The following is a 23,805-nucleotide window of genomic DNA, read 5'->3' on the forward strand; positions in this document are numbered from 1 at the left end:
CGGGGTCAGTTCTCGACCGGGAGGCCGAACTGGCGGGCCACGCCCACGCGCAGCAGGTCGTTGGTGCCCGCGTAGGTCAGCGCGGCCATCGGGCTGTGCAGGTCGGCCGGGAGGTCGGAGTCGGCGATGAAGGCCCTCACGCCGGAGAGCGCGGTGGCGTGCTCGGTGAACCGGACGTAGTCCTCGGATACCGAGATCTTGGTGAGGGCCGCCTCGGCCGCCAGCTGCCGGGCGGGTGTGCCGGCGTCCAGGCGGGCGGCCAGCGCGTACACCTGCACCCGGGAGCGGTGCAGCGCCAGCGCCATCTCGCTGACGCGGGAGGCGACCTGGTGACTGGCTCCCATACGGCGGCCGAAGTGCTCGCGCTCGCCGGCCCACGCCACGATGCGGCGCAGGGTGCGGCGCATCGGGCCGAGGGCGTAGCCGAGCAGCACGGCGCGCTCCCAGGCGGTGGTGGAGGCCATCAGGGCCAGCCCCGAGCCCTCCTCGCCGATCAGCGAGCCGGCCGGCAGCCGTGCGGCCTCGAAGACCAGCTCCCCCATGGGAACTTGGGGCAGGGCGGTCTTGGCGAACGGCTCGCTGCGGGTGACTCCCGGCAGGTCGAGCGGGAACAGGAAGGCGGAGAGGGCGAAGGGGTGGCGGCCCTCGGCGGTACGGGCGAAGACGATCGCGTGGTCGGCGACCGGCGCGGCGGTGATGAACGTCTTGGCGCCGTCCAGCACATGGCCGTCGCCCTCCCGCCGGGCGCGGGTCTCCATCGACAGTGGGTCGCTTCCGCCGCCGCGCTCGGTCAGCGCGTGGCACAGCAGCGCCCGCCCGTCCTGGATGTGCGCGATCGCCTCCCAGGCGGGCCCGGGCAGTGCGGCACGGAGCGGGAACTCCATGCCGAACACCTGGGATGCCAGGGCGTAGCACACGCCCGGGTCGACGCCGGCCAGCCCGATGCCCTCGATCATGGCCAGGGAGCGGGTCACCGGTCCGGGGCGCGCACCGCCGTCCTCGGCCAGCCGCAGCACGCCGAGGTCGGCCATCGCCTCCCACTGCGTGCGGAAGTCCTTCCCCCGCAGCTGTTCGGCGAGCGGCTCGGCCTGCTCCCGACAGGCGTCGACGAGCGCCTCGGCCTCCTGTTCGCCGCCGCGCAGCAGGCGGTCGACGGGTGAGGTCACTTCGCGGCTCCGGCGGGGAGGTTCTCGATGAGCGTCCACAGTGCCTTGGGGGTGCGGAAGTTGGCGGCCACGACCTCGCCGTCGGGCAGGGCGAGGCCGTGTTCCTTGTCCAGCGCGCTGACGATCTCCATGATGGCCAGCGAGTCGAGCAGGCCCATCTCCAGCAGCGGGGTGTCGGCGGTCAGCTGCTGCGGGTCCTCGCCGCGCCCCCAGGTGATCTTGCTGCTGATCAGGGTGCAGAGGTCTTCGACGCTGTTCACGCGGATATCTCCTCGGTGTCAGTGGTCCGGTCGGTGGTCCGGTCGGTGGTCCGACCGGCCTGCTGGTCGATGGTCCGGTCGGTGTGCGGCAGGTCCGGCGCCTGGGTGCTCAGCGCGAGACGGTCGACCTTGCCGCGGGCGGTGAGCGGCAGCGCGGCCACGGGGATCACCCGGTCCGGGAGCATCCGCTGGGGCAGCGCCGCGCGCAGCTCGGTCAGCAGTGCCCTGGCCGTGAGGGCCGCTCCTCTGCTCTGGACGTACGCCCAGATCTCGCCGCGGTGGGCGCCCTCCTTGGCAACGACCGCGGCGGTCGCGACCTGGGGCAGGTCCAGGACGGCGCTTTCCACGTCGAGCAGGTCGATGCGGTGACCGCGCCGCTTGACCTGGGAGTCGCGCCGCCCCCGCAGCAGTACGCGGCCCTGGTCGTCGATGCGGCCCAGATCCCCGGTGGCGTAGGCACGGCGCACCGTGCCGTCGCGGAAGGGAACGGTGCGGGTGGGGTCACGCAGTTCGCCCTGCTGCAGATAGCCCTGGAAGACGGTGGGCCCGGCGACGTGGATCTCGCCCTCGCCGTCGGTCGGCCGGCCGTCCTCGTCCAGCACCTCGACCACGTCGCCCGCGATGGCGCGGCCGACGCTCAGCTCCTGGCCGGCCCGCCAGTCGGGGGGCACCCGCAGATACGTGCACACGTTGGTCTCAGTGGGCCCGTAGAGGTTGTAGAAGGGTATCCGCTCCCCCGCCAAAGCCAGGTATCTCTCCAGGAGTTGGGGGACGAACGGCTCGCCGGCGAAGGCGGCCGCGCGCAGGGAGGGCGGCAGGCCCTCCTCGGCCATTCCGCCCCGCTGGAGCATCCCGTGATAGAGGGAGGGCACGGCGTAGAAGACGGTGATCCGGTGCTCCCGCAGCCAGCCGACCACATCGCGCGGGAAGGCGCGCAGCAGGTCCGGCATCAGGACCGCACAGGCACCGGCCGAGGCGGTGCTGAACAGGTCGAAGGTGGTGAGGTCGAAGGTGAGGGATGCCTGCGAGCCCACCCGGTCGGTCTCACGGAGCCCCAGCTCCGCCGCGGCCCACAACGCGAAGTGGGCGACGTTGGCGTGCGAGAGCAGGACTCCCTTGGGCCAGCCGGTGCTGCCGGAGGTGAACAGGATGTAGCCGCCCCGGTCCGTGGGCGCGGGCAGCGGAGCCGGGCGGTCCGCCCCGCCCCTCAGGCGGAGCCAGTTGAGCCCGTGGTCGAGGGTGCCCTCTGTGGTCTCGGCCCCTTCGGCGGCCTCGGCGGCGGCGCTTCGGCCGGCGGGCAGGCTGCGGTCCGGGGTCAGGAGCACCGAGAGCCCGGCGGCGCGGGCCATCCGTGCCGTGCGGGCCGGGGGGTCCGCGGGATCGAGGGGGGCCACCACCGCCCCGGCCCGCAGCGCGGCGTAGATGGCCAGTACGGCAGCGGCTGACTTGGGGGCGTACACGCCGACCCGATCGCCCGGGACCACCCCCGCCGCGGTGAGCTGCCCGGCCAGCGTCCCGACGCCGCGCTCCACTTCGGCGTAGGTCCAGCTCTCGCCCGCGGCGGCCAGGGCCGGCCGTTCGGGGTGCAGCGCGGCGGCCCGGGCCAGGAGGCCGTCCAGTCTGACGTCGTCCGCGGAGCCCGGGAACCGTCCGCCGTCCGGGGCGGTGAGGGGGCCTGCGGGGTGCGGGCGCAGGGGTTCCGCCGGGCTCATACGTGTGCCTCCGGGGCGCGGTGGCCGGGCACGAACTCGGTGAGGAAGGAACTGATGGCCGCCACGACGCGCTCCGGATCGTCGGCCATGTGCTGGTAGTGGCCGCCGCCTTCGATCACCTCGCGCCGGACCGGTCCGGACAGCGCCCGCTCGGCGGCATCGAGCTGCCCGAGCGTGCCGTACTCGTCCTGGTCGCCCTGGATCAGCAGAACGGGCGCGGTGACGTCGAGGTCGCCCTCGATGCTCCAGGTGCGGAACGCGGGTGACAGCCAGACATCGCTCCACCCCTCCACGACCGTCTTCGGGTCGGCGTGCATCATCGCCACCCGCTTGGCGAACGCCCCGCCGGAGTCGAAGGATTCACGGGCTGCCCGGACGCCCCGCAGGGTGGACTCCTCGCAGTACAGGTGCGGGCCGAGCGCGACCACCGCCTCGACCGGCCGGACGGAGGCGTACAGCAGGGACATCGAGCCGCCGTCGCTGTGCCCGACGAGCACGGGCCGTTCCACTCCGAGCAGGTCCAGCAGCTCGGGCAGCTTCTCCTGCCCCTCCTCGTGCATGTAGCGGGGGGTGCGCGGCAGCTTCGCCGGCCCGGAGAAACCGTTGCCGTGGCGGGAGAAGAGCAGCGCGCGACGCCCGGTCCGCGCGGCGAGGAGCCGGGGAAACCGGTTCCAGGTGGCGATGGCACCGGTGCCGCCGTGCACAAAGACCAGCGGAGCCGCCTCCGGATCACCGTCGAGGAAGGTGTACTCGATGGGGCCATTCCGTGTCTCGACTTCGGGCACGTCAATACCTCTCTTAAACTCAACGATCAGTAAAAAATTGGTAGTTCATGCCAGGCCGCAACACCCAGGGCCAGGCCGGAATTCCGGCGGCGGATGTGGTGAGAACGAAGCCCGGCTCCTGCCGATCAGCCCCGGGCGGGCATACGGGCCGCCCTGTGCGGAATCACCCCGTCAAGAACACGTGAAGCGAGCATGGCGAGCTCGGCACTTTCAACCCCCGTTACGCGCAAGCGAATTACGACGGCATCCCGTCGGCGCCGCGAGCCGCGGGCACACCCGGCGGGCGGCACTCCTCGAGCCTATGCAGGGTGATCTGGATCAAGGAAATAGCTTTTCCGTCTCGCCTATGCTCTGGCCGTATGAACGTCGATCTTCGTCATCTCCGCAACTTCCTTGCCGTGGCGGAGGCACGCAGTTTCACCGCCGCCAGCAAACGGCTTCACCTCGCTCAGCCGACACTCACCCGCAGCATCCGCGCCTTGGAGGAGTCCCTCGGGGTGCGCCTCTTCGACCGCACCACCCGCCATATCGCACTCACCCCCAAGGGCAGCCGCCTGCGCGAGTCGCTCATGCCGATCATTCGGCAACTCGACTCGACCCTCGCCGACATCCGCGGGGGCCAGGCCCTGCGCATCGGATTCGCCTGGGGGCTGCCCGAGCTCCTCTCGACGCTCGCCGTCCGCTTCGGCAAGGAGAACGCCTCGGAGGTGGAGCTGGTGCGCCGGGACACCGCGATGGCCGGGCTGGACACCGGGGACGTCGATGTCGCGCTGCTGCGCGGCGAGATACAGGCCAGGGGCGTGCGCTGCGTACAGCTGTATGAGGAGGAACGCATCGCCGCGGTGCCCACGGCCTCGCCGCTGGCCCGGCGGCCGGAGGTGCGGTGGGCGGAGTTGGCGCGGTGGCCGCTGGTGGTGAACGTCGTGAGCGGCACGACCTTCCCCTGGATGTGGCCCGACGGCACCCGTCCGGAAGTCGGCGCCGAGTGCCGGAACTTCGACGAGTGGCTGGAGAAGGTCGCGGCCGGGGCCGGGTTCGGAACCGCCCCCGCCTCGGCCGCGCGTCGCTACACCCACCCGGGTGTCCGCCTCGTCCCGCTGCGGGATGCCCCACTGGTCCGCACCCACCTGGCCTTCCCCGTGCACGGCACCCACCCACTGGCCTCCCACCTCGCGGACGCGGCCTGGCACGCCTTCCGCGAGGTGAACACCCCGGCGGGGAAGCCCGGGTGACCAGGGGGAGACCGGCTCCCTGACGCGGTCCTGGCGCCGGGGTCAGGAGGCGACCACCGCGGTACAAGGGGTCCGTTCACGGGCCTCGCCTGTCGCTCTGCGGTGCCGAACCGGTGGGCCGTGGGCCGTCGTGACGGCCGGATGTGCCAAACGTCCGGTGTGCCGCATCGCGCCGGTGGGCCGGTCCGGTCGCCGGTGGGGGCGGGATCCGGGGCCGTCCGCGAGGGCGGGTCAGACCGCGTCGTCGGCGAGTTCGGCGACGCCGGTGATGCGGTGCAGGGGGTAGGTGCGGACCTCGTCGGAGGTGTGGTCGTAGGCGGTGACGTAGCCGCCCTCGACGCGTACGGGGGCGATCACGCGCTGGCTGGCGGCGCCGTCCGCGTTGACGTAGCCGATCCAGACGGGGGAGCCGGTGAGGACCGCGGCCTGCATGGTGGCCAGGGTCTCGGCGGAGGTGGTCCGGGGCAGCGCGCCCGGGGCCGGGCTGTCGGCACGCAGTGCCGGCGTCGAGGGGCGGGCGGGCGTGGCGGCCGGTTTGCGTTCGGCGGTGGCGGCGAGGTCGCCGGCGCGGATGGCGCGGACCGCCGCCTCCAGGAGGGTGCGGTCGGGCGGCGGCGGGCCGTCCGGCACCGGGGTCGGGGCGGTGCGGGGCGCGGTGCGGTAGGAGTCGGCGCGGGCCACCAGGACGTCGCCGGCGGCGGACTCGGCGGCCGGGGCGTAGCCCATCGCCCGCAGCCCGTCGAGGAGTTGGTCCGGGGAGGACTGGGCGGCGAGCACCGTCGGGGCCAGCCGGCGCAGTCGCAGGGCGGCGGCGCGGCGGTCGGCGAGGATCTCGGAGAGCAGCGCGTCGTCGTCGCAGCGGACGTAGGCGGTGGCCGCGCCGATCCGCAACCGGCCGTGTTTACGGGCCACGTCGTCGACGAGGTAGGCCAGCGGCTGCGGCACCGGGGTGCGGGAGTGGGTGGTCAGGAACTCCTGGAGCTCGGCGGCGGACCGGCCGGCGTCCAGGGCGCGGCGCACCGAGGCGGGGGTGAAGCGGTAGACGGTGGCGCCGCCCTTGGACTCGACGTCGGCCAGCACGTCGAGCGCCTCGGCGAGCGGGCGGCGCAGCGGGCCGGGGGCGACGGCGGTCAGGTCGGCCTGGAGCAGGACGTGGTCGAGGGGTTCGGGCAGCAGCGGGGCGAGCAGGGCGGCGGCCCGGGCGGCGGAGGCGGTGGCCTCGGCCGGGGTGAGGGGAGTGGGGCCGGGGGCTTCCGGGGCGGGGGCCGTGCTCGGAGGGGCGGCGTTCGGGTCCGTGCCGATCAGGGCGCGGCCGTGGGCGGCGAGGGCGGCGCGGCCGGTCACGCCCAGCAACTCGGCCTCGGCGAGGGTCCATTGGGCGAGCCGGGAGCGGAGGTCGTCGGTCGCCGTGGGGGCGTCCGGGTCATCGGCCGGGGAAGAGGAGGGGACGGGGGAGGGGGACGCCGGGGACCGGCCGGCCGGGGCGGCGGCCCGTAGGGGGCGTTCCCAGCGCAGCCGGGCGAGCAGGGCCGGCTCCGGGACGGAGGTGCCGGGCGGGAGCGTGGCCAGCAGGGTCAGGACGCGGTGGCGGACCTCGGGGGCCGGGGAACGGTCCAGGTGCGGGCCGAGGGCGGCCAGCGCACGGCCCTTGGGGTCGGCGGTGCCGACCACTCCGGGGGTGCGGGTGGCGGGCAGCCAGGCGGCGACCAGGGCCGCCCAGCGCTCGTGGTCGGGGAGCTGGAGCCAGTCCTCGGCGGCCGGGGTGGCGGCGTAGCGCTCGTCGGCCTCGCCGTCGGAGGCGATCAGGCCGGCGGCGTAGGCGAGTTCGAGCCAGAAGGCGGCGAGCGGTTCGGTGGTGTCCAGGGCGACCGCGGTCCGCTTGAGGTCGCGGATGCTGAGGCCGCCGGCGCGCAGGACGGGCGGGCCGCCGAGGTCCCACTCCTTGAGCAGTTCCTCGACGGTGGCCAGCGCGGTGAACGCCTGGCCCGCGGCGGCTTTGTCCACAAGCTGGGGATCGCGGGCGGTGGTCGGAGCCAGGGCGGGCGGCGCCGGCTCGGGGGCGCGGTGCGCACGGCCGGCGCGCAGATGCAGCGCGGCCTCCCGGGGCAGTACGACATTGCGGGCGCCCGCCGGGAGCAGCAGCCCGCGGTCCAGCAGCCAGCGCAGATGCGCGGCCGGACGGTCGGTGACCGCCCCGTACGGCGGGCCCCACAGCAGCTTGTCCAGGACGGCGGCGGCCTCGGCGGGCGCGCTCTCCAGCAGCGCGGCCATCCGGGAGCGGTCGGCGAACAGCGCGGTCAGGGCGGCGACCGCGGACACCGGGTCATGGGTGGCGGGCAGCCCGGCCGCGGCCAGGATCTCCTGGAGCCGGCCCGGCGACATCCCGGCGGTGGCCTCGGCGACGGTCGGGCCCAGACCGGTCGGGGAGGGGCGGGCGGCGCTCGGGGTGAGGAGTTCCCGGGCGGTGCGCACCAGCCGCAGCCGGTCGTCCGGGCCCCACACCAGGGCCTGGGCGCGCAGTACGGCGACCGCCCCGGGCAGCGCGGCGGCGACCGCTGCGTTCCCGGCGTCCCCGGTCATCAGCGCCGCCAGCATCCCGTACGGGCAGGGGTCGGGGGCGACCGCCAGCGCCTCGGCGGTCTGCAGGGCGAAGGTGTCCAGCCGCTCCACCGCGCGGACCACCGACGCCCGGGTCCCGGCCCGGGTGGCCAGCTGCGTCAGGTCGCCCGGCACCGGGTTGAGCAGGTCGGGCCGGGTCCGCAGCAGGCCGGTGAGCCCGCGGTCGGAACGGTTCCTGAGCTCCTCGGCGAGGGTGCGGGGAGTAGCGGTGGTCATTCGTCCTACGTTAGCCGGGCGGCGGAGGCGGCGGGAGGAGGTGACCGCGGCCCCGGGGGTGTCCGGGCGGGCGTGCGCGCGCCCCGTCGCGGGCGGCAGCGGTGGCGCGGCGGACCCGCGCGGTACCGTCGGGGCAGCAACCAGCGCATGCCGCAGGGGATTTCGTGGGGATCGAGAGCGAGCAGCTCGTCTTTGACTATCTGAGCCGGGTGGGCGACCTGGCGCAGCAGCGCGGGCTGCCGTCCGGCGCCCGGATGCGGCTGGTGGCCTCGCTGCGGGCCGAGATCGACGCGCGCAAGGCGGACCAGAAGGCCGATTCGGTGCCCGGGGTGAAGCGGATGCTGGCCCGGCTGGGGACGCCGGAGGCGGTGGTGAAGGCCGCGGCCGACGCGGAGGGCGTGCCCGGCGGGCCGGCGGCGGGGCCGGCCCGGCCGGTGGCCGCGCCCGCGGAGCCGGCCCGGCCCGCGCAGTGGCCCGGCGCGCGGGAGAGGTTCGGCGGGCTGATCGGGAAGGTGCCGCCGCCGCGCGACCGGGACGCGGCGGAGGAGGACGGCCGCCGGCCGGGCCTCCTCAAGAAGCGCGGCGGCCGCCCGCCCGCCCCGGATCCCTCGCCCGCCGCCGCACCGCCCCATCTGGCCGGCGCCGACGAACTGGGGGACGGGGAGGAACCGCCGGACTGGTGGCGGATCCAGGCCGGCCCCACGGGGGCGGAGGACGACGTCCCCGGCTTCGTCGGCGGCATCGAGATCCCCGAGGTCTGGCACCACCCGGAAGAGGACGCCGAGCGGGCGGAGAAGACCGGGAAGACCGGGAACGGCGCGGGTGACGAGCCCGGCGGGGCGGGCGCCGCGTCGTCGCGGAAGGGGCGGCGGGTGCTGCCGGCCCTCGTACGGCGGACGCTCGGGCGGCGGCCCGAGGCGACGGCCGGGTCCGGGCCCGTGGTCGACGGGGAGGGCGCTCAGGAGACCGCTGCCGCCCCGGCGGCGGTGCCGCTGCGGGCGTGGCTCAGCCCGGTGCCGACGCTGGCGGTGCTGCTGCTGGTGGCGGGTGCGGCGGCCGGCTCCTGGCTGGCGCTGGCCGGCGGCTGGGGGCTGGCCTACGTCTCGCGCCGGCTCAGCCGCACCGAGGCCAAGTTCGCGGCGCTCGGCGTGCCCGGCATCGTCGTGGGCGGCCTGCTGGTCTGGGTCTGGGGCCGCAACGACGGCCGCTGGGGCGCCCCGGTCCCGCCGGGCCACCTCGGTACGGAACTGCTCGCCGGCCTCCCGGGCGTGGTGCGCGTGGCGGCGGTCGCCTCGGCACTGTTCCTGCTGTGGCGGATGCGGCGGACGGTGGGGCGGGAGCGGACGATGGGGTGAGAGGGGACCGCCCTTTCGGCTCGGCGGCTGGGTGTTCGGCGGGGCCGGGGCCCCGGGGGCGGACGTCAGTGCCGAGGTTCCCTTTCCCAGGGACGGCCCGGCACCACCAGGGGCGAGCCGGTCACCGGGTCCGGTACGACCACCGCGTTCAGCCCGAAGACCTCCCGGACCAGGTCGGCGGTGACGACCTCCCCCGGCCGGCCCTGGGCGACGATCCGGCCGGCCTTCATGGCCACCAGGTGGTCGGCGTAGCGGGCGGCCTGGTTGAGGTCGTGCAGGACGGCGACGACGGTCCGGCCGCGCTCGTGGTTGAGCTGCCGCACCAGGTCCAGCACCTCCACCTGGTGGGCGATGTCCAGATAGGTGGTCGGCTCGTCCAGGAGCAGCAGGTCGGTCTCCTGGGCCAGTGCCATGGCGATCCAGACCCGCTGGCGCTGGCCGCCGGAGAGCTCGTCGACCGGGCGGTCCGCCAGTGCCGTCACGTCCGTGCGCGCCATCGCCTCGGCGACCGCCCGCTCGTCCTCCGCCGACCACTGCTGCCACCAGCGCTGGTGCGGCTGGCGGCCGCGGGCCACCAGGTCGGCGACGGTGATCGCCTCCGGTGCGACCGGCGTCTGCGGCAGCAGACCGAGCGACCGGGCGATCTTCCGGGTGGGGATCCGGGCCAGGTCCGTCCCGTCCAGCAGGACGACGCCCCGCCGCGGCCGCAGCAGCCGTCCCAGGGCGCGCAGCAGCGTCGACTTGCCGCACGCGTTGGGGCCGACGACGACGGTGACGGCGCCGTCGGGCACGTCCAGGTCCAGGCCCTCGACGACCGTGCGCTCCTCGTAGGAGAGGGTCAGATCGCGGGCCGCCAGACGGGCGGCGGTCTCCTGGGCGGCGGCGGTTTCCGTCTCGGCCGCGGGCCGCGGGGTGCCGGTACCGGTCACGCGTTTCCTCCTGTGGTCCGGCCACCGGACCGGTGGCCCCTGATGATCAGCCAGATCGGATACGGGGCGCCGACCGCGGCGGTCAGCACACCCACCGGCAGCCCGATCAGCGTGCGCGGCAGCCGCAGGCACAATGGCAGGCATGGCTGCGCACCCCCTGACCGTCGGGTTCGACCTCGACATGACGCTGATCGACTCCCGTCCCGGCATCAAGGCCGCCTACGAGGCGCTCGCCGCCCGCACCGGGACGTACGTCGACGCCGACGCCGCGGTGACGCGGCTCGGGCCGCCGCTGGAGGAGGAGATCCGCCGGTGGTTCCCCGCGGAGCGGGTGGCGGAGGTCAGCGCCCTCTACCGGGAGCTGTACCCCGCGCACGCCGTCGCCGGCACCCCGGCGATGCCGGGCGCCCGGGAGGCGATCGAGGCGGTGCACGCGGCCGGCGGCCGGGCGGTCGTCGTCACCGCCAAGTTCGAGCCCAACGCCAAGCTGCACCTGACCCACCTGGGCATCGCCGCGGACGCGGTGGTCGGCTCGCTGTGGGCGGAGGCCAAGGCCGTGGCGCTGCGCGAGCACGGCGCACGGGTCTACGTCGGCGACCACACCGGCGACGTGCGCGGCGCCCGGACGGCGGCGGCGCTGTCCGTCGCGGTCGCCACCGGCCCGTGCGACGCCGACGAACTGCGGGCCGCCGGCGCCCAGGTGGTGCTCGACGACCTGACGGCCTTCCCGGCGTGGCTGGATCGTTACGCAGCGAATCCGGATCGTTACACGCCGGGCGGCCCGGACGGGGACGCCGCCTCCGCCTGACGGCGCTGGGCCGCCACGGAACGCAGCACTCCGCCGCCCGCGATCAGGAAACCGGCGCCCATCAGCATGGACACCCAGTAGAACTCCCACGGCAGCGGCTTCGTACCGAGGAACAGCGGTAGCACCGTGACGAGAGTGGCCAGTGCGCCAACTAGGAACACGATCGCGCCGATTCGGACCAGCAGATCCCCGGCCTGGGGCGTTTCATCAGACACCTGACCAGGGTAAGTCCGGGCCGGAAGCGCAGAGGATCCCCCCGGCGACGTCTTGTCACCGGGCCCCGGACCATTAGCCTTGGGGGAGGCGGGCTCGGTGGCCCGCTGCACTGTTATCCAGACCCCTTTTCACCGAGCGCCGCGGCTCCCCACGTACCCGCGGCCGACCAGTCAGCATTCCCGACGAGTACGAGGACGAGGACAGACGTGCCTACCGGCAAGGTCAAGTGGTTCAACAGCGAGAAGGGCTTCGGCTTTCTCTCCCGCGACGACGGCGGTGACGTCTTCGTACATTCGTCGGTACTGCCCGACGACGTGGACGCGCTCAAGCCCGGCCAGCGCGTCGAGTTCGGTGTCGTCGCAGGCCAGCGCGGTGACCAGGCACTGAGCGTCATCCTCCTCGATCCGGCCCCCTCGGTTGCCGCGGCCCAGCGCCGCAAGCCCGACGAACTCGCCTCGATCGTCCAGGACCTCACCACCCTGCTGGAGAACGTCACCCAGCAGCTGGAGCGCGGACGCTACCCCGACAAGGCGCACGGCGCCAAGATCGCCGGCATGCTGCGGGCGGTCGCCGACCAGCTCGACGTCTGAAGCCGGCCCCGCCCGCGCCCCCTCGGGAGCGGCGGGCGGTCGCACCGGATCCGTCAGAGGAACGCCAGCGCATCGCGGCCGAGGGGCGGCACCAGCCCCTCGGCCGCGGCGCGGGTGAGCAGCCCGCGCACCGCGGCGTAGCCGTCCTCGCCGAGGTCGGCGGTGAACTCCGTGACGTACAGCCCGATGTGCTGGTCGGTCACCTTCGGGTCCAACTCCTGGGCATGCTCCAGGACGTACGGCCGGGACGCCTCCGGGTCGTCCCAGGCCATCCGGACCGAGGTGCGGATCGACTCCGCCAGGCGGCGCAGCACCGGCTCGCCCAGCGACCGCTTGGCGATGATCGCCCCCAGCGGGATCGGCAGCCCGGTGGTCAGCTCCCAGTGCTCGCCCATGTCCGCCAGGGAGTGCAGCCCGTAGTCCTGGTACGTGAAGCGGGCCTCGTGGATGACCAGGCCCGCGTCGACCTTGCCGTCCCGCACCGCCGGCATGATCTCGTGGAACGGCAGCACCACGACCTCGCCGACGCCGCCCGGCACCTGGTCCGCCACCCACAGCCGGAACAGCAGGTACGCGGTGGACCGCTCGCTGGGCACCGCGACCGTCTTCCCCGCCAGGTCCGCCGCCGCACCCGGTCCGCGGGTCAGCACCAGCGGGCCGCAGCCGCGCCCGAGCGCCCCGCCGCAGGGCAGCAGCGTGTACTCCTCCAGCACCCACGGCAGCACCGCGTACGACACCTTCAGCACGTCCAGCTCGCCGCGTTCGGCCAGGCCGTTGGTGACGTCGATGTCGGCGAGGGTGACCGCCAGCTCCGGCGCGTCCGGGACCCGGCCGTGCACCAGGGCGTCGAAGACGAAGGTGTCGTTCGGGCACGGGGAGTAGGCGATGGACAGCGGCCGGGTCACGGGGTCCTCCGGGGAATGTCGGGCGGTGTGGTCGGAGCCCCGGGGAGCGTCGTCGCCACGGGGAGGTCCGCCAGGGCTCCGGGGAACATGCGGAAGGCGTCGGTCAGCGCGGCGAGGGCGGGGCCGATCCGCCAGGCGGCGCGGTCCCGGGGGCCCACCGCGTTGGAGATCGTGCGGATCTCCAGGACGGGCAGGCGGTGCGCGGCGGCCGCCTCGGCGACGCCGAAACCCTCCATCGCCTCGGCCAGCACGCCGGGGTGACGGCGCGCCAGCTCGGCGGCGCGGGCCGCGCTGCCGGTCACCGTGGAGACCGTGACGACCGGCCCGGCCGCCCCGCCGGTGGCCCGTACGAGGGCCGCGACCAGCGCCGGGTCGGGAAGGTGCGCCGTGGTCCCGAAGCCGAGTTCGGTGACCGGGACGAAGCCGTCGGGGGTCTCCGCCCCCAGGTCGGCGGCGACGATCGCGTCCGCGACGACCACCGAACCCAGCGGCGCGGAAGGGGAAAACCCGCCGCCGATGCCGGCCGAGACCACCAGGTCGTAGGGGGCGCCGGTCAGGTCGGCGGCGGTGAGCGCGGTGGCGGTGCCGGCGGCCGCGGCGGCCGGGCCGACGCCGGCGGCCAGCACGTCCGGGGCCGGCGACCCGTCGGGCGCGCGGTGCAGCGCGTAGCCGCCGGGCAGCGTGTAGCCGCCGGGCAGCGGCCGGGCGGTGTGGCCGCCGGCGGCCGCGCACACCGCGTCGCGCTCGGCGGCCACCGCGGTGACGACCAGCGTCCGCATCAGAGGCCGTCCGCCGCGCGCCGCCGGTCCCGGGCCGCCGCGCTCAGCGCGCTCAGTCCTTCAGCTTGAGGTCGAAGTGCCACAGGGCCGTCGGGCCGGCGCCCTCGGAGCTGCCGGCCTCGGCGATCATCAGGGTGACGTCGCGCAGCGACTCGCTCTGCCCGGTCGCCGGGTTCACGGCCTTGAACAGCTCGTCGGTGCTGAAGGTGCGGTAGGTGTCGGTGCTGGGGGCGGCCATCACCGGGCCGCCGCCGACGGCGAACCAGCCGGCCTTGGCCACCTTCGGGTCGACGCCCACGCGGATCCGCTCGCCAGGGCGGACGGTGATCGTCTTGCCGCCCTTCTTGGAGATGCACTCCTGCACGGTCTTCTTGTCGAGGGACTTGCCGTTGCCGTCGCATCCGGGGGTCACCTCGGCCGTCACCGTGTCCGAGCCGACGGTCACGGTCGCCAGCGAGGTCGGCTGCTGGCAGGCGGAGAGGGTGAGCAGGCCCAGGGTCACGGCACCGAGGGCAGCGGCGGCGCGGCGGCCCTTGCCCCGGGAGATCAACGCAGCGGTCATACGGGGCAGGCTATCGGGCGCTCCGGCGCACGCCACGCCCGGGTGCGGCGCGCCGCTCGGGGGAGTGCCGCACGGGGCCGCATCAGGGGCTGTGCCGGGCCGCGTCGGGGGCCGCGTCGGGGCGCCTCACACCACCCGCGGCGCCGGCCGGCCGCCCCGCCGGGCCGCGCCGAGCAGCCCCCGCACGGTCACCGCGACACCCACCGCCACCAGGCCGGCGGCCACCGCCATGCCCAGCGTGCCGATCAGCGGCAGTGCGATCCCGAGCGCCCCGCCCACCACCCAGGCCAGCTGGAGCACCGTCTCGGAGCGGGCGAACGCCGAGGTCCGCACCGCCTCCGGCACGTCCCGCTGGATCATCGCGTCCAGCGACAGCTTCCCCAGCGCCTGGCACAGTCCGGCGGTGGCCGCCGCCGCGGTCACCACCACGACCGCCAGCACCTCGTAGAACAGCGCCGCCAGCACCGTGGCGCCCAGCGCCAGCCCCAGCACCGCCGCGACGATCTGCTCCGGGCCGCGCGCCTTCAGCCAGGCGCCGGTCGCCGTGCCCAGCGCGTTCCCGGCCCCGGCCGCCACCGCGACCAGCCCCAGCGACACCGCCGGCCCCAGCCCGCCCAACGGGTGCTCGCGCAGCAGGAACGCCAGGAAGAGGGTGAGGAAACCGGAGAGCGAGCGCAGCGCGGCGTTGGCCTGGAGGCCGTGCAGCACGGACGGGCCCACCGTCCGCAGTCCCGGCCGCCGCCCCGGCGCCGCGCCGTGCACCGTGCCGTCCCGGGACGCCAGCCGCGCCCGGGCCTCGCCCTTGCCCGAATCCACCGCGTGCGGCAGCGAGAACGACAGGAATGTTCCGGCCCCGAACACCCCGCAGGCCCCGTACAGCGGCCAGGCCGGCCCGATCAGATGCAGCCCGGCGCCCAACGGTGCCGCCACCCCGGTGGCCAGCAGCCCGGCCAGCGTCACCCGGGAGTTGGCCTTCACCAGCGAGATGCGCGGTGGCAGCAGCCGCGGCACCACGGCGCTGCGCACCACCCCGTACGCCTTCGAGGACACCAGCACGCCGAGCGCGGCCGGATACAGCTCCAGTCCGCCGCCGGCCACCGCCTCGGACATCGTCAGCGCCAGCACGGCGCGGGCCAGCATCGAGCCGGCCATCGCCGCCCGGCGGCCGTGCGGCAACCGGTCCAGCAGCGGCCCCACCACCGGCGCCAGCAACGCGAACGGCGCCATGGTGACCGCCAGATACAGCGCCACCCGGCCCCGTGCCTCGTGCGTGGGCACCGAGAAGAACACCGTCGAGGCCAGCGCGACCGTGATCATCATGTCGCCCGCGGAGTTCACCGCGTGCAGCTCGATCAGCTGCGCCAGTCCCGATTCGCCCGCGCCCTGCGCATGGGTGGCGCGCCGCAGCCCCCGGGCCGCGCCGGCCAGCGGCCGGTGCAACGCGCGCCCGGCCGCCCGGCCCGCCCGGCGAGCCTTCGACTTGCTGACGCCACCCACCCGGTCATACTGCCCCAACTCGCCCCGAAGAGGGTGTTTTCTCCCCGGCTCCGGGCGGGGCGCATCGGCCGCCCGGCGGGCACCGCGGCATACCCACCCGGTCACGGTCGGGGAGATTTGCTGCTCCCGCCGAGGGGTCGTGCAGCGTTGAAGGGGTAGCGTGTCCAGAGCGCCACCGGCGGTCTGTTTCGGCCGCGTACCTCATTTCCCTGCGATCGCGCAGAATAGGACGTAAGAGGTGCGCTCGACCGAACGAACCAGCCGGGCGCGGACGTCGACGCGGTCCCCAGGTCCGCTCCGCCCGCCCCGGCCCCCGCCGGTCGTCCGGACAGGACCAGGACAGCCCCGGCTGGCGCGCTCGTGAGACGGCGTGGAAGAGAGAATCGATTCTTGTGAGTGCTGCGATGCGAAGCCGTACCCCCGACCGCCTGTGCGCCGAGGCCATCGACCTCGCCCGCGCGGCGGCCGAAGAGGTCGCCACGCCCGGCATGGTCGGCGAGCACATCGATGCCGTCGCCGAGGCGGACCGCGTCGTCACCCACCTCTTCGACTGCAGGGAACCGGGCTACCGCGGCTGGCGCTGGGCCGTCACCGTCGCCCGCGCCTCCCGCGCCAAGGTCGTCACCCTCGACGAGTCGGTCCTGCTGCCCGGCCCCGACGCCCTGATGGCCCCCGAGTGGGTGCCCTGGAGCGAGCGGTTGCGCCCCGGCGACATGGGCCCCGGCGACCTGCTGCCCACCGAGGCCGACGACCTGCGGCTGGAGCCCGGCTTCAGCGGTGAGGACACCCCGCTGCCGAACTCCCCGGTGGCCGAGGGCATGGCCGCCGACGTCGCCGACACCGAGGAGGCGGTCGTCGTCCCCGGCTCGCCCGCGGCCCAGCCGGCGCCCGCCCGCGGCGGCCTCGCCGCGGTCGCCGAGGAGCTGGGCATGGCCCGCGCCCGGGTCCTGTCCCGCTACGGCCTGCACGCCGCCGCCGACCGCTGGGAAGACGCCTTCGGCCCCAAGACCCCGATGGCCCAGGCGGCCCCCGCCACTTGTGTGAGCTGCGGCTTCCTCACGCCGATCGCCGGTTCCCTGCGGCAGGCGTTCGGTGTCTGCGCCAACGAGTTCTCGCCGGCCGACGGCCGCGTCGTCTCGCTCTCCTACGGCTGTGGGGCCCACTCGGAGGCCGCCGTCATGCCGAAGCCTCCTCGGCCGCCCGAGCCGGTACTCGACGAGACCGTGGTCGAGGCGGTCTCGATCCGTCCCGCGGCGGACGGGGGCTCCGTCGAGGACGGCGGCCCTGCCGAGGAGCTGGGTCACAGCTAGGGGTTCTGGTCGGGCGGGGTGCCCCCGTTTGGTGGTGGGTGCGGGTGCCTGTGGGGTGGTCCTCCGGGGGTGGGTTGTCGGACTGCTGCGCTTTACGTCCGACAACCCACCCCCTACGGCCCACCCCACAGGCACCCTCCCGTAGGTAAGGGGCTCCCGCCCGGTGGGGTGGGGGGAAAGACGGGGCCGTCGTGGTGGCCCCGAGACCAGAAGCTCTGCTCATGCGCGAGCACCCCTGACCTCTCCTTCACCCTCCAGGGGCGGGGATCGCCGCCGTCGGACGGGAGGGTGTGTGGCCGCAGGGGTGGGTGTTCGGACGTAAAGCGCAGCAGTCCGAACACCCACCCCGGAGGCCCCGCACCCGTCACCCACCACACAACAGAGGCGGGCCCCGCCCCACACGGACCCCTCCGCCGCAGGCGGAAATCCACCACGGCGGGAAAGCCGCCAACGTGGGGGTACCGTCGGGACAGAACGTTCTGACGAGGGAGACGAGAAACGTGGCAGGAATGCCGTGGGTGCGGGGCGCGGACGAGGGCGCCGACCCGTTCGGTACGGCCCGGTTGCGGCGCGGTGTGCTCGACGCCTGGGCCGCCTCGCCGGCCCGGTTTCGGGAGGACGCCAACGCCGAGGAGGACCTCGCGCTCGGCGGCTACCGCGACCGGCTCGCCGTGGAACTGGCGCAGAACGCGGCGGACGCGGCGGCCCGCGCCGGCGTCCCGGGCCGGCTGCGGCTGACCCTGCACGCCGCCGACGGCGGCGCGCCCGCGGTGCTCGTCGCCTCCAACACCGGTGCCCCGGTGGACGCCACCGGCGTGGAGTCGCTGTCGACCCTCCGTGCCTCCGCCAAACGGGAACCGAGCGTGGCGGCCGGCGCGGTCGGCCGGTTCGGCGTCGGGTTCGCCGCGGTGCTGGCGGTCAGCGACGAACCGGCGCTGGTGGGCCGCACCGGCGGCGTCCGCTGGTCGCTGGCCGAGGCCCGGGAGCTGACCGAGGCGGTGGCCGCGCACAGCCCCGGCCTGGGCGGTGAGCTGCGCCGCCGCGAGGGCCACGTCCCGCTGCTGCGGCTGCCGTTGCCCGCGGAGGGCACCGCGCCGGACGGCTACGACACCGCGGTGATGCTGCCGCTGCGCGACGGCGCCGCACAGGACCTCGCCGAGCGGCTGCTGGCCGGGATCGACGCGGCGCTGCTGCTGACCCTGCCGGGGCTGGCCGAGGTCGTGGTGGAGACACCGGAGGGCCGCCGGGTACTGACGCGTCGTCAGGACGGTGCGGGCGACGCGTACGTCCTGATCGAGGACAGCGAGCGGGGGGCCACCCGGTGGCGGGTGGTGACCGACGGCGGTCCGCTGGACCGGGCGCTGCTGGCGGACCGGCCGGTCGAGGAGCGGCTGCGGCCGTTCTGGTCGGTGACCTGGGCGGTGCCGGTGGACGAGGCCGGTGCGCCGGCGCGGCCGGGCACCGTACCGGCGCTGCACGCGCCGACCCCGACCGACGAACCGCTGGGGCTGCCCGCGCTGCTGATCGCCTCGTTCCCGCTGGAGCCGACCCGGCGCCATGTCGCGCCCGGCCCGCTCGCGGACTTCCTGGTGGGCCGGGCGGCCGCCGCGTACGCGGGGCTGCTCGGCGACTGGCAGCCGGTGGCGACCGGCACTCTGGACCTCGTCCCGGGGCCGCTTGGCAAGGGCTGGCTGGACGGTGAACTCCGGCGCCAGGTGGTGGAGTTGCTGCCACGGGTGCGGTTCCTGCCGAGCGCGGCGCGGGCCGCGTCCGGCGACGGCGCGGACGGCGGTGCGGAGGACGGCCGGGCGGCGGAGGACGAGACGTGGGACGACGGCGAGGGCCGTGAGCGGTACGTCCTGCGACCGGTGGACGCCGAGTTGCTGGAGGGCGCCGGCGCGGCGACCGTCGGCGTACTGGCCGAGCTGTTCCCCAGCCTGCTGCCGGCCGGCCTCGAACGGCGCCCGGAACTGCGGGCGTTGGGCGTGGCGCGGGTGCCGCTCACCGAGATGATCGACCGGCTGGCGGGCGTGGAGCGCGCGCCGGAGTGGTGGCGGCGGCTCTACGACGCGCTGGCCGGCACCGACCCGGACCGGCTCAGCGGCCTTCCGGTGCCGCTGGCGGACGGCGGGCGGACCGCCATCGGGCCGCGCCAGGTACTGCTGCCGCTGCCCGGCGGCGCGGACGCCGACGGCGAGTCCGCCGACCGGCACCGCACCCTCACCCGGCTCGGGCTCAAGGTCGCCCACCCGGACGCGGTGCACCCGCTCCTGGAGAAGCTCGGGGCCACCCCGGCCGCACCCCGCGCCGTACTGACGACCCCTCAGGTACGCGCTGCGGTCGCCCACTCGCTGGACGCCGACGAGGACGCCTACGACGTCTTCGAGGACGAGCTGGCGCCGGGCGCCGGGGTGCCGCTGGGCGCCGAGGAGCTGGCCGAGGCGGTCCTCGGGCTGGTCCGGGACGCCGAGCTGGCACCCGGCGACGAACCCTGGCTGGCCGCACTGGCGCTGCCCGACGAGGACGGCGAACTCGCGCCGGCGGGCGAACTGGTATTCCCCGGCAGCGACTTCGAGCAGGTGATCCGGGAGGGCGAACTCGCCGCCTGCGACGCCGAGTTGGCCGATCGGTGGGGTGAGCAGCCGCTCACCGCGGTGGGGGTGCTGGCCACCTTCGCCCTGGTCCGGGCCAACGACGTGGTGCTCGACCCGGACGAACTGGAGCCGCGGGACGGCGACTTCCCCGAGCCGGACGACGCCGGGCTGCTGGACGCCGTCGACGTCTGGTGCGAGGACATCCTCGACACCCTCCCCGACACCCCGGTCCCCCCGGTCGTCACCGAACTCGTCGCCGTCCGCGACCTCGACCTGGTGGCCGACGGTGCCTGGCCGAGGGTGCTGGAGATGCTCTCCGAGCCGCCGCTGCGGGACGCCCTGACCGCGCCGGTGCGGGTGCTGCTGCCGGACGGCACCACCGAGTCGGTGCGGCCGTACACCGCGTGGTGGCTGCGCGGCCACCCGGTGCTGGACGGGCGCCGCCCCGCCGGGCTGCGCGCCGCGGGCGGCGACCCGCTGCTGGCCGGGCTGTACGAGGCGGCGGACGCGGGCCGGGTCGACGCCCAGGTGCTGCGCGCCCTCGGCGTCCGCACCTCGGTGGACGCACTGCTGGAGGAGCCGGGCGGCGCGGCCGAGCTGCTGGCCCGCCTCGCCGACCCCGACCACCACGTCGGGATCGCCCAACTCCACGCGCTCTACGGCCTGCTGACGGACCTCGACCCGGACCGGGTGACGCTGCCCGACGAGCTGCGGGCGGTCGTTGTGGGGCCCGAAGGGCTTCCGATGGAGGGTGGTGGCGGGCGACGGGTGGGCATGATCCGGGTGGTGGACGCGGCGGACGCGCTGGTCGCGGACGCACCGGATCTGATGCCGCTGGCGGGCGGCCGGGCGCTGCTGCCGGTGCGGCCGGCCCGCGCCGCGGAGCTGGCCGAGCTGTTCCAGGTGCGGCGGCTGAGCGAGGCGGTCGCCGCGGAGGTCCGCTCGGACGGCACCGCCCACGACGTCCCGGACGCGGTCCGCGCCCTGCTCGGCCCGGACACCCCGGACACGTACGTCGAGCACGAGGAACTGCTCGTGGACGGCCCCGAGGGCACCGAGGACGGCGTCGAACTCGACTGGCGGTGGACGCCGGACGGCACCCTGCACGCCGCGACGCTGGAGGGCGTGGCGGCCGGCCTGGCCTGGGCGGCCGGCCAGTGGCCCCGCCGCTTCGAGGTCGCGGCGCTGCTGGAGGACCCGGAGCGGCGCGACGAGCTGGCCCGGGCGCGCTGGTTCGACTGAGCCCGGGGCCCGTAGGGGTGTGACGGGAGCGGCGCGGCGGCCGTCGGACGGTGGTGTCCGGCGGCCGCCGCCGTGTGCGGGCGGTGCCCCGGGCTCATGCCGGGAAGCGCCGCCCCACCCACCGCCAGGCGACCTCCAGCAGCAGCGCCGCCACCGCGGCGATCGCCACCGCCGCCCACGGCATCGTCGTCCCCACCAGCCGCAGTTCGAAGAAGGTCTGGAGCCACGGCGTCACCAGCACGATCAGGAACCCCAGCCCCATCAGCAGCACCAGCCCGATCCGCCACCAGGTGTACGGGCGGGCGATGATCGCCAGCACGTACAGGGCGGTGAGGAAGAGGGTCAGGGTGGCGGCGCTGGTCTGGGCCGCGAGGGAGTCCGGGCCGGTGTAGTGGATGCGGGCCAACAGGTAGGTGGCGAAGGCCGCGAGGCCGGTGATCAGGCCGGAGGGGACGGCGTAGCGCATCACCCGGCGGACGAAGTGCGGACGGGCGCGCTCCTTGTTGGGCGCCAGCGCCAGGAAGAAGGCGGGCACGCCGATGGTCAGCGTCGACAGCAGCGTCAGATGCCGGGGCAGATACGGGTACGGGATCTGGCAGCAGGCCACCAGGATGGCCAGCAGCACCGAGTAGACGGTCTTGGTGAGGAAGAGGGTGGCGACCCGGGTGATGTTGCCGATCACGCGGCGGCCCTCGGCGACCACCGACGGCAGGGTGGCGAAGCTGTTGTTCAGCAGCACGATCTGGGCCACCGCCCGGGTCGCCTCGGAGCCGGAGCCCATGGCCACGCCGATGTCGGCGTCCTTGAGGGCCAGCACGTCGTTGACGCCGTCGCCGGTCATCGCCACATGGTGGCCGCGGGACTGTAGCGCGCCGACCATGTCCCGCTTCTGCTGCGGCGTGACCCGGCCGAAGACGGCGCCCTCCTCCAGGGCCGTCGCCAGCGCCTCCGGGTCGTCGTGCGGCAGCTGCCGGGCGTCCACCGGCGCGTCGGCGCCGGGCAGCCCCAGTTTGCCGGCGACCGCCCCCACCGACACCGCGTTGTCACCGGAGATCACCTTGGCCTGGACGCCCTGCTCGGCGAAGTAGCGCAGGGTGTCGGGGGCGTCCGGGCGCAGCCGCTGCTCCAGGACGACCAGGGCGGTCGGCCGCCCCTCGCGGGCGACGTCGGGGTGGTCCAGCGGGCGGGCGGCGCGGGCCAGCAGCAGGACGCGCAGGCCCTGGGCGTTGAGCCGGTCGATCTCCGGCAGCAGCGGGTCACCGCCGGGCAGCAGCACGTCCGGCGCGCCGAGCAGCCAGGACGAGCGCTCCCCGCCGGGCTCCTCGAAGGCGGCGCCGCTGTACTTCCGGGCCGAGGAGAACGGGAGGGTGCCGGTGCACCGCCAGGAGTCGGGCGCCGGGCAGGCGTCGACGACGGCCTGGAGGGAGGCGTTGGGGCGCGGGTCGGACGCGCCGAAGGCGCCGAGCACCCGCCGGACGCGGTCGGGGTCCTGGCCGTCCAGCGGCCGCACCTCGCCGACGTCCATGCCGCCCTCGGTGAGGGTGCCGGTCTTGTCCAGGCAGACCACGTCCACCCGGGCCAGGCCCTCGATGGCCGGCAACTCCTGCACCAGGCACTGCCTGCGGCCGAGCCGCACCACGCCGATGGCGAAGGCGACCGAGGTCAGCAGCACCAGCCCCTCGGGGATCATCGGCACGATCCCGGCGACCATCCGGCGGACCGCGGCGTCGGCCGGCAGCCCCAGCGTCAGCAGGTGGCTGAGGATCAGGCCGAGCGCGGTCGGGATCATCATCCACGTCACGTACTTGAGGATCCGGCTGATGCCGGTGCGCAGTTCGGAGTGGACCAGGGTGAACCGGCTGGCCTCCTCGGCGAGCTGTGCCGCGTACGCCGCCCGCCCCACCTTGGTCGCGGTGAACGCGCCGCCGCCGGCGACGACGAAGCTGCCGGACATCACCGGATCGCCCGGCTTCTTCACCACCGGGTCCGCCTCGCCGGTCAGCAGCGACTCGTCGATCTCCAGACCGTCGCTCTCCAGCACCTCGCCGTCGACGATCACCTTGCCGCCCGGGCCGAGTTCGATGACGTCGTCGAGGACCACCTCGGAGGTGGGGATCTCCACGGCGGCCCCGTCGCGGCGGACCGTCGGCCGGGCCTCGCCGATCAGGGCCAGGCCGTCCAGGGTCTTCTTGGCGCGCAGCTCCTGGAGGATGCCGATGCCGGTGTTGGCGATGATGACGAAGCCGAACAGGCCGTCCTGGAGCGGCCCGACGATCAGGATGATCACGAAGAGGACGCCGATGATGGCGTTGAAGCGGGTGAAGACGTTGCCGCGGACGATGTCCGCGGTCGAGCGGGAGGACCGCACCGGGACGTCGTTGACCTCGCCCCTGGCCACCCGTTCGGCGACCTCGGCGGTGGTCAGTCCGCGCGGTGCCGGCTCCCGGCCGCTGCGGACGGCGGGCCGGCGGCCGCCGGGCTCCGGTTGCTCGACTTCGGTCTGCGCCGGGTCCGTCATGCCCTAGACGTTACGGGCGGATTGCCCGCTTCACCCGCTGGCGGTCGACAGGAGTGGTCCGGGTCTTCTGTCCGGTTTCGCGGCAACCCTGGGCGTGCGGACGGCGTCCGACCGAGGGTCGGTGGGGCGCGGTGGATCAGGCGGCGTCCGCGGCGGCCGCGGCCCGCTTGATCGCGGCGTCCCGCCTGCGCACGTACCAGATGCCCACGAGGCCGAGCCCGCCGCCGGCCAGGCACGTCCACAGGAACCAGGTGTGGCGGTGGTCGGCGTACCAGCCGTAGAAGGGCAGCTGGGCGAGGAAGAGCACGAACCAGATGACGGTGCCGCCGGTGATCGTGCCGACGACGGGACCTTCGAGGGGCGCCGGGGCCTCGCGCAGTTCGGACTTCTTCCACATGGGGGTCAGCTTACGGGGCCGGGGGCGGCGCCGGCCCGGGCCGGTCCGGGAGCGTGCGCACGGGCTCCGGACAGCGGGTCTACGCGCGGAGATAGCGATCAACGAATTGTTTA

At 75.1% G+C, this 23,805-nt stretch carries 19 protein-coding genes; 6 read left to right on the plus strand and 13 right to left on the minus strand.

What is annotated here, in order from left to right; translation table 11 throughout:
* Positions 1–5 precede the first annotated feature (5 nt).
* From K2224_RS09620 to K2224_RS09635, 4 genes are read right to left on the minus strand one after another with little or no spacing between them, the layout of a single operon-like run.
* On the minus strand, positions 6–1,166 hold the full coding sequence (locus K2224_RS09620; RefSeq protein ID WP_221906165.1) for an acyl-CoA dehydrogenase family protein: 1,161 nt from the start codon (positions 1,164–1,166) through the stop codon (positions 6–8).
* Positions 1,163–1,426 carry an acyl carrier protein gene (locus K2224_RS09625; protein ID WP_053926308.1) on the minus strand — a complete coding sequence of 88 codons (264 nt, stop codon included), beginning with the start codon at positions 1,424–1,426 and terminating at the stop codon, positions 1,163–1,165. Before K2224_RS09625 ends, K2224_RS09620 begins: the two co-directional genes overlap by 4 nt.
* The gene (locus K2224_RS09630) at positions 1,423–3,138 is read right to left on the minus strand and encodes an amino acid adenylation domain-containing protein (RefSeq protein ID WP_221906166.1); all 1,716 of its coding nucleotides are present in this window, start codon (positions 3,136–3,138) and stop codon (positions 1,423–1,425) included. The genes K2224_RS09625 and K2224_RS09630 overlap by 4 nt, the downstream gene beginning before the upstream one ends.
* On the minus strand, positions 3,135–3,923 hold the full coding sequence (locus tag K2224_RS09635; protein ID WP_221906167.1) for an alpha/beta fold hydrolase: 789 nt from the start codon (positions 3,921–3,923) through the stop codon (positions 3,135–3,137). The genes K2224_RS09630 and K2224_RS09635 overlap by 4 nt, the downstream gene beginning before the upstream one ends.
* Before the next feature lie 359 nt (positions 3,924–4,282).
* On the opposite strand from K2224_RS09635, the gene K2224_RS09640 reads away from it, so the two are divergent.
* On the plus strand, positions 4,283–5,155 hold the full coding sequence (locus tag K2224_RS09640; RefSeq protein WP_221906168.1) for a LysR family transcriptional regulator: 873 nt from the start codon (positions 4,283–4,285) through the stop codon (positions 5,153–5,155).
* 231 nt (positions 5,156–5,386) lie between these two features.
* Here the strand turns inward: K2224_RS09640 and K2224_RS09645 are convergent, their stop codons facing one another.
* A complete protein-coding gene (locus K2224_RS09645) occupies positions 5,387–7,990 on the minus strand; it encodes a helicase C-terminal domain-containing protein (protein ID WP_221906169.1) in 2,604 nt (867 codons plus the stop codon).
* Positions 7,991–8,154: 164 nt separating this feature from the next.
* Between K2224_RS09645 and K2224_RS09650 the strand changes: the two genes are divergently transcribed.
* On the plus strand, positions 8,155–9,345 hold the full coding sequence (locus K2224_RS09650; protein ID WP_221906170.1) for a hypothetical protein: 1,191 nt from the start codon (positions 8,155–8,157) through the stop codon (positions 9,343–9,345).
* A 65-nt stretch (positions 9,346–9,410) separates the two neighbouring features.
* Here the strand turns inward: K2224_RS09650 and K2224_RS09655 are convergent, their stop codons facing one another.
* Positions 9,411–10,202, minus strand: coding sequence for an ABC transporter ATP-binding protein (locus K2224_RS09655; protein WP_221909539.1), 792 nt, complete (start codon positions 10,200–10,202; stop codon positions 9,411–9,413).
* 214 nt (positions 10,203–10,416) lie between these two features.
* On the opposite strand from K2224_RS09655, the gene K2224_RS09660 reads away from it, so the two are divergent.
* Positions 10,417–11,082 carry an HAD family hydrolase gene (locus tag K2224_RS09660; protein ID WP_221906171.1) on the plus strand — a complete coding sequence of 222 codons (666 nt, stop codon included), beginning with the start codon at positions 10,417–10,419 and terminating at the stop codon, positions 11,080–11,082.
* Here K2224_RS09660 and K2224_RS09665 read toward each other — a convergent pair.
* Positions 11,040–11,297, minus strand: a complete 258-nt coding sequence (locus tag K2224_RS09665) for a hypothetical protein (RefSeq protein ID WP_221906172.1) — start codon at positions 11,295–11,297, stop codon at positions 11,040–11,042. The genes K2224_RS09660 and K2224_RS09665 overlap by 43 nt on opposite strands.
* 207 nt (positions 11,298–11,504) lie before the next feature.
* On the opposite strand from K2224_RS09665, the gene K2224_RS41335 reads away from it, so the two are divergent.
* On the plus strand, positions 11,505–11,888 hold the full coding sequence (locus K2224_RS41335) for a cold-shock protein (RefSeq protein WP_018540341.1): 384 nt from the start codon (positions 11,505–11,507) through the stop codon (positions 11,886–11,888).
* A gap of 53 nt (positions 11,889–11,941) precedes the next feature.
* On the opposite strand, the gene K2224_RS09675 is transcribed toward K2224_RS41335, so the two are convergent.
* From K2224_RS09675 to K2224_RS09690, 4 genes are all read right to left on the minus strand, one after another.
* Positions 11,942–12,793, minus strand: coding sequence for a 1,4-dihydroxy-6-naphthoate synthase (locus K2224_RS09675; protein WP_221906173.1), 852 nt, complete (start codon positions 12,791–12,793; stop codon positions 11,942–11,944).
* The gene (locus K2224_RS09680) at positions 12,790–13,572 is read right to left on the minus strand and encodes a futalosine hydrolase (RefSeq protein ID WP_221906174.1); all 783 of its coding nucleotides are present in this window, start codon (positions 13,570–13,572) and stop codon (positions 12,790–12,792) included. Before K2224_RS09680 ends, K2224_RS09675 begins: the two co-directional genes overlap by 4 nt.
* A 52-nt stretch (positions 13,573–13,624) precedes the next feature.
* The gene (locus tag K2224_RS09685; RefSeq protein ID WP_221906175.1) at positions 13,625–14,134 is read right to left on the minus strand and encodes a hypothetical protein; all 510 of its coding nucleotides are present in this window, start codon (positions 14,132–14,134) and stop codon (positions 13,625–13,627) included.
* A 126-nt stretch (positions 14,135–14,260) separates the two neighbouring features.
* Positions 14,261–15,631, minus strand: coding sequence for an MFS transporter (locus tag K2224_RS09690; RefSeq protein ID WP_260692446.1), 1,371 nt, complete (start codon positions 15,629–15,631; stop codon positions 14,261–14,263).
* 404 nt (positions 15,632–16,035) lie between these two features.
* Between K2224_RS09690 and K2224_RS09695 the strand changes: the two genes are divergently transcribed.
* Both K2224_RS09695 and K2224_RS09700 read left to right on the plus strand, forming a co-directional pair.
* On the plus strand, positions 16,036–16,941 hold the full coding sequence (locus K2224_RS09695; protein WP_221906176.1) for a DUF3027 domain-containing protein: 906 nt from the start codon (positions 16,036–16,038) through the stop codon (positions 16,939–16,941).
* A 509-nt stretch (positions 16,942–17,450) separates the two neighbouring features.
* Positions 17,451–20,777: a sacsin N-terminal ATP-binding-like domain-containing protein gene (locus K2224_RS09700; protein WP_221909541.1), complete on the plus strand. Its 3,327-nt coding sequence runs from the start codon at positions 17,451–17,453 to the stop codon at positions 20,775–20,777.
* 94 nt (positions 20,778–20,871) lie between these two features.
* On the opposite strand, the gene K2224_RS09705 is transcribed toward K2224_RS09700, so the two are convergent.
* On the minus strand, positions 20,872–23,295 hold the full coding sequence (locus tag K2224_RS09705; protein WP_221906177.1) for a cation-translocating P-type ATPase: 2,424 nt from the start codon (positions 23,293–23,295) through the stop codon (positions 20,872–20,874).
* A gap of 136 nt (positions 23,296–23,431) precedes the next feature.
* Positions 23,432–23,692 (minus strand): DUF2530 domain-containing protein, encoded by a 261-nt coding sequence (locus tag K2224_RS09710; RefSeq protein WP_221906178.1) that lies wholly within the window; start codon positions 23,690–23,692, stop codon positions 23,432–23,434.
* Positions 23,693–23,805 lie beyond the last annotated feature (113 nt).

Origin of the sequence: Streptomyces sp. BHT-5-2 (genome assembly GCF_019774615.1) — a bacterium.
Lineage (GTDB): Bacteria > Actinomycetota > Actinomycetes > Streptomycetales > Streptomycetaceae > Streptomyces.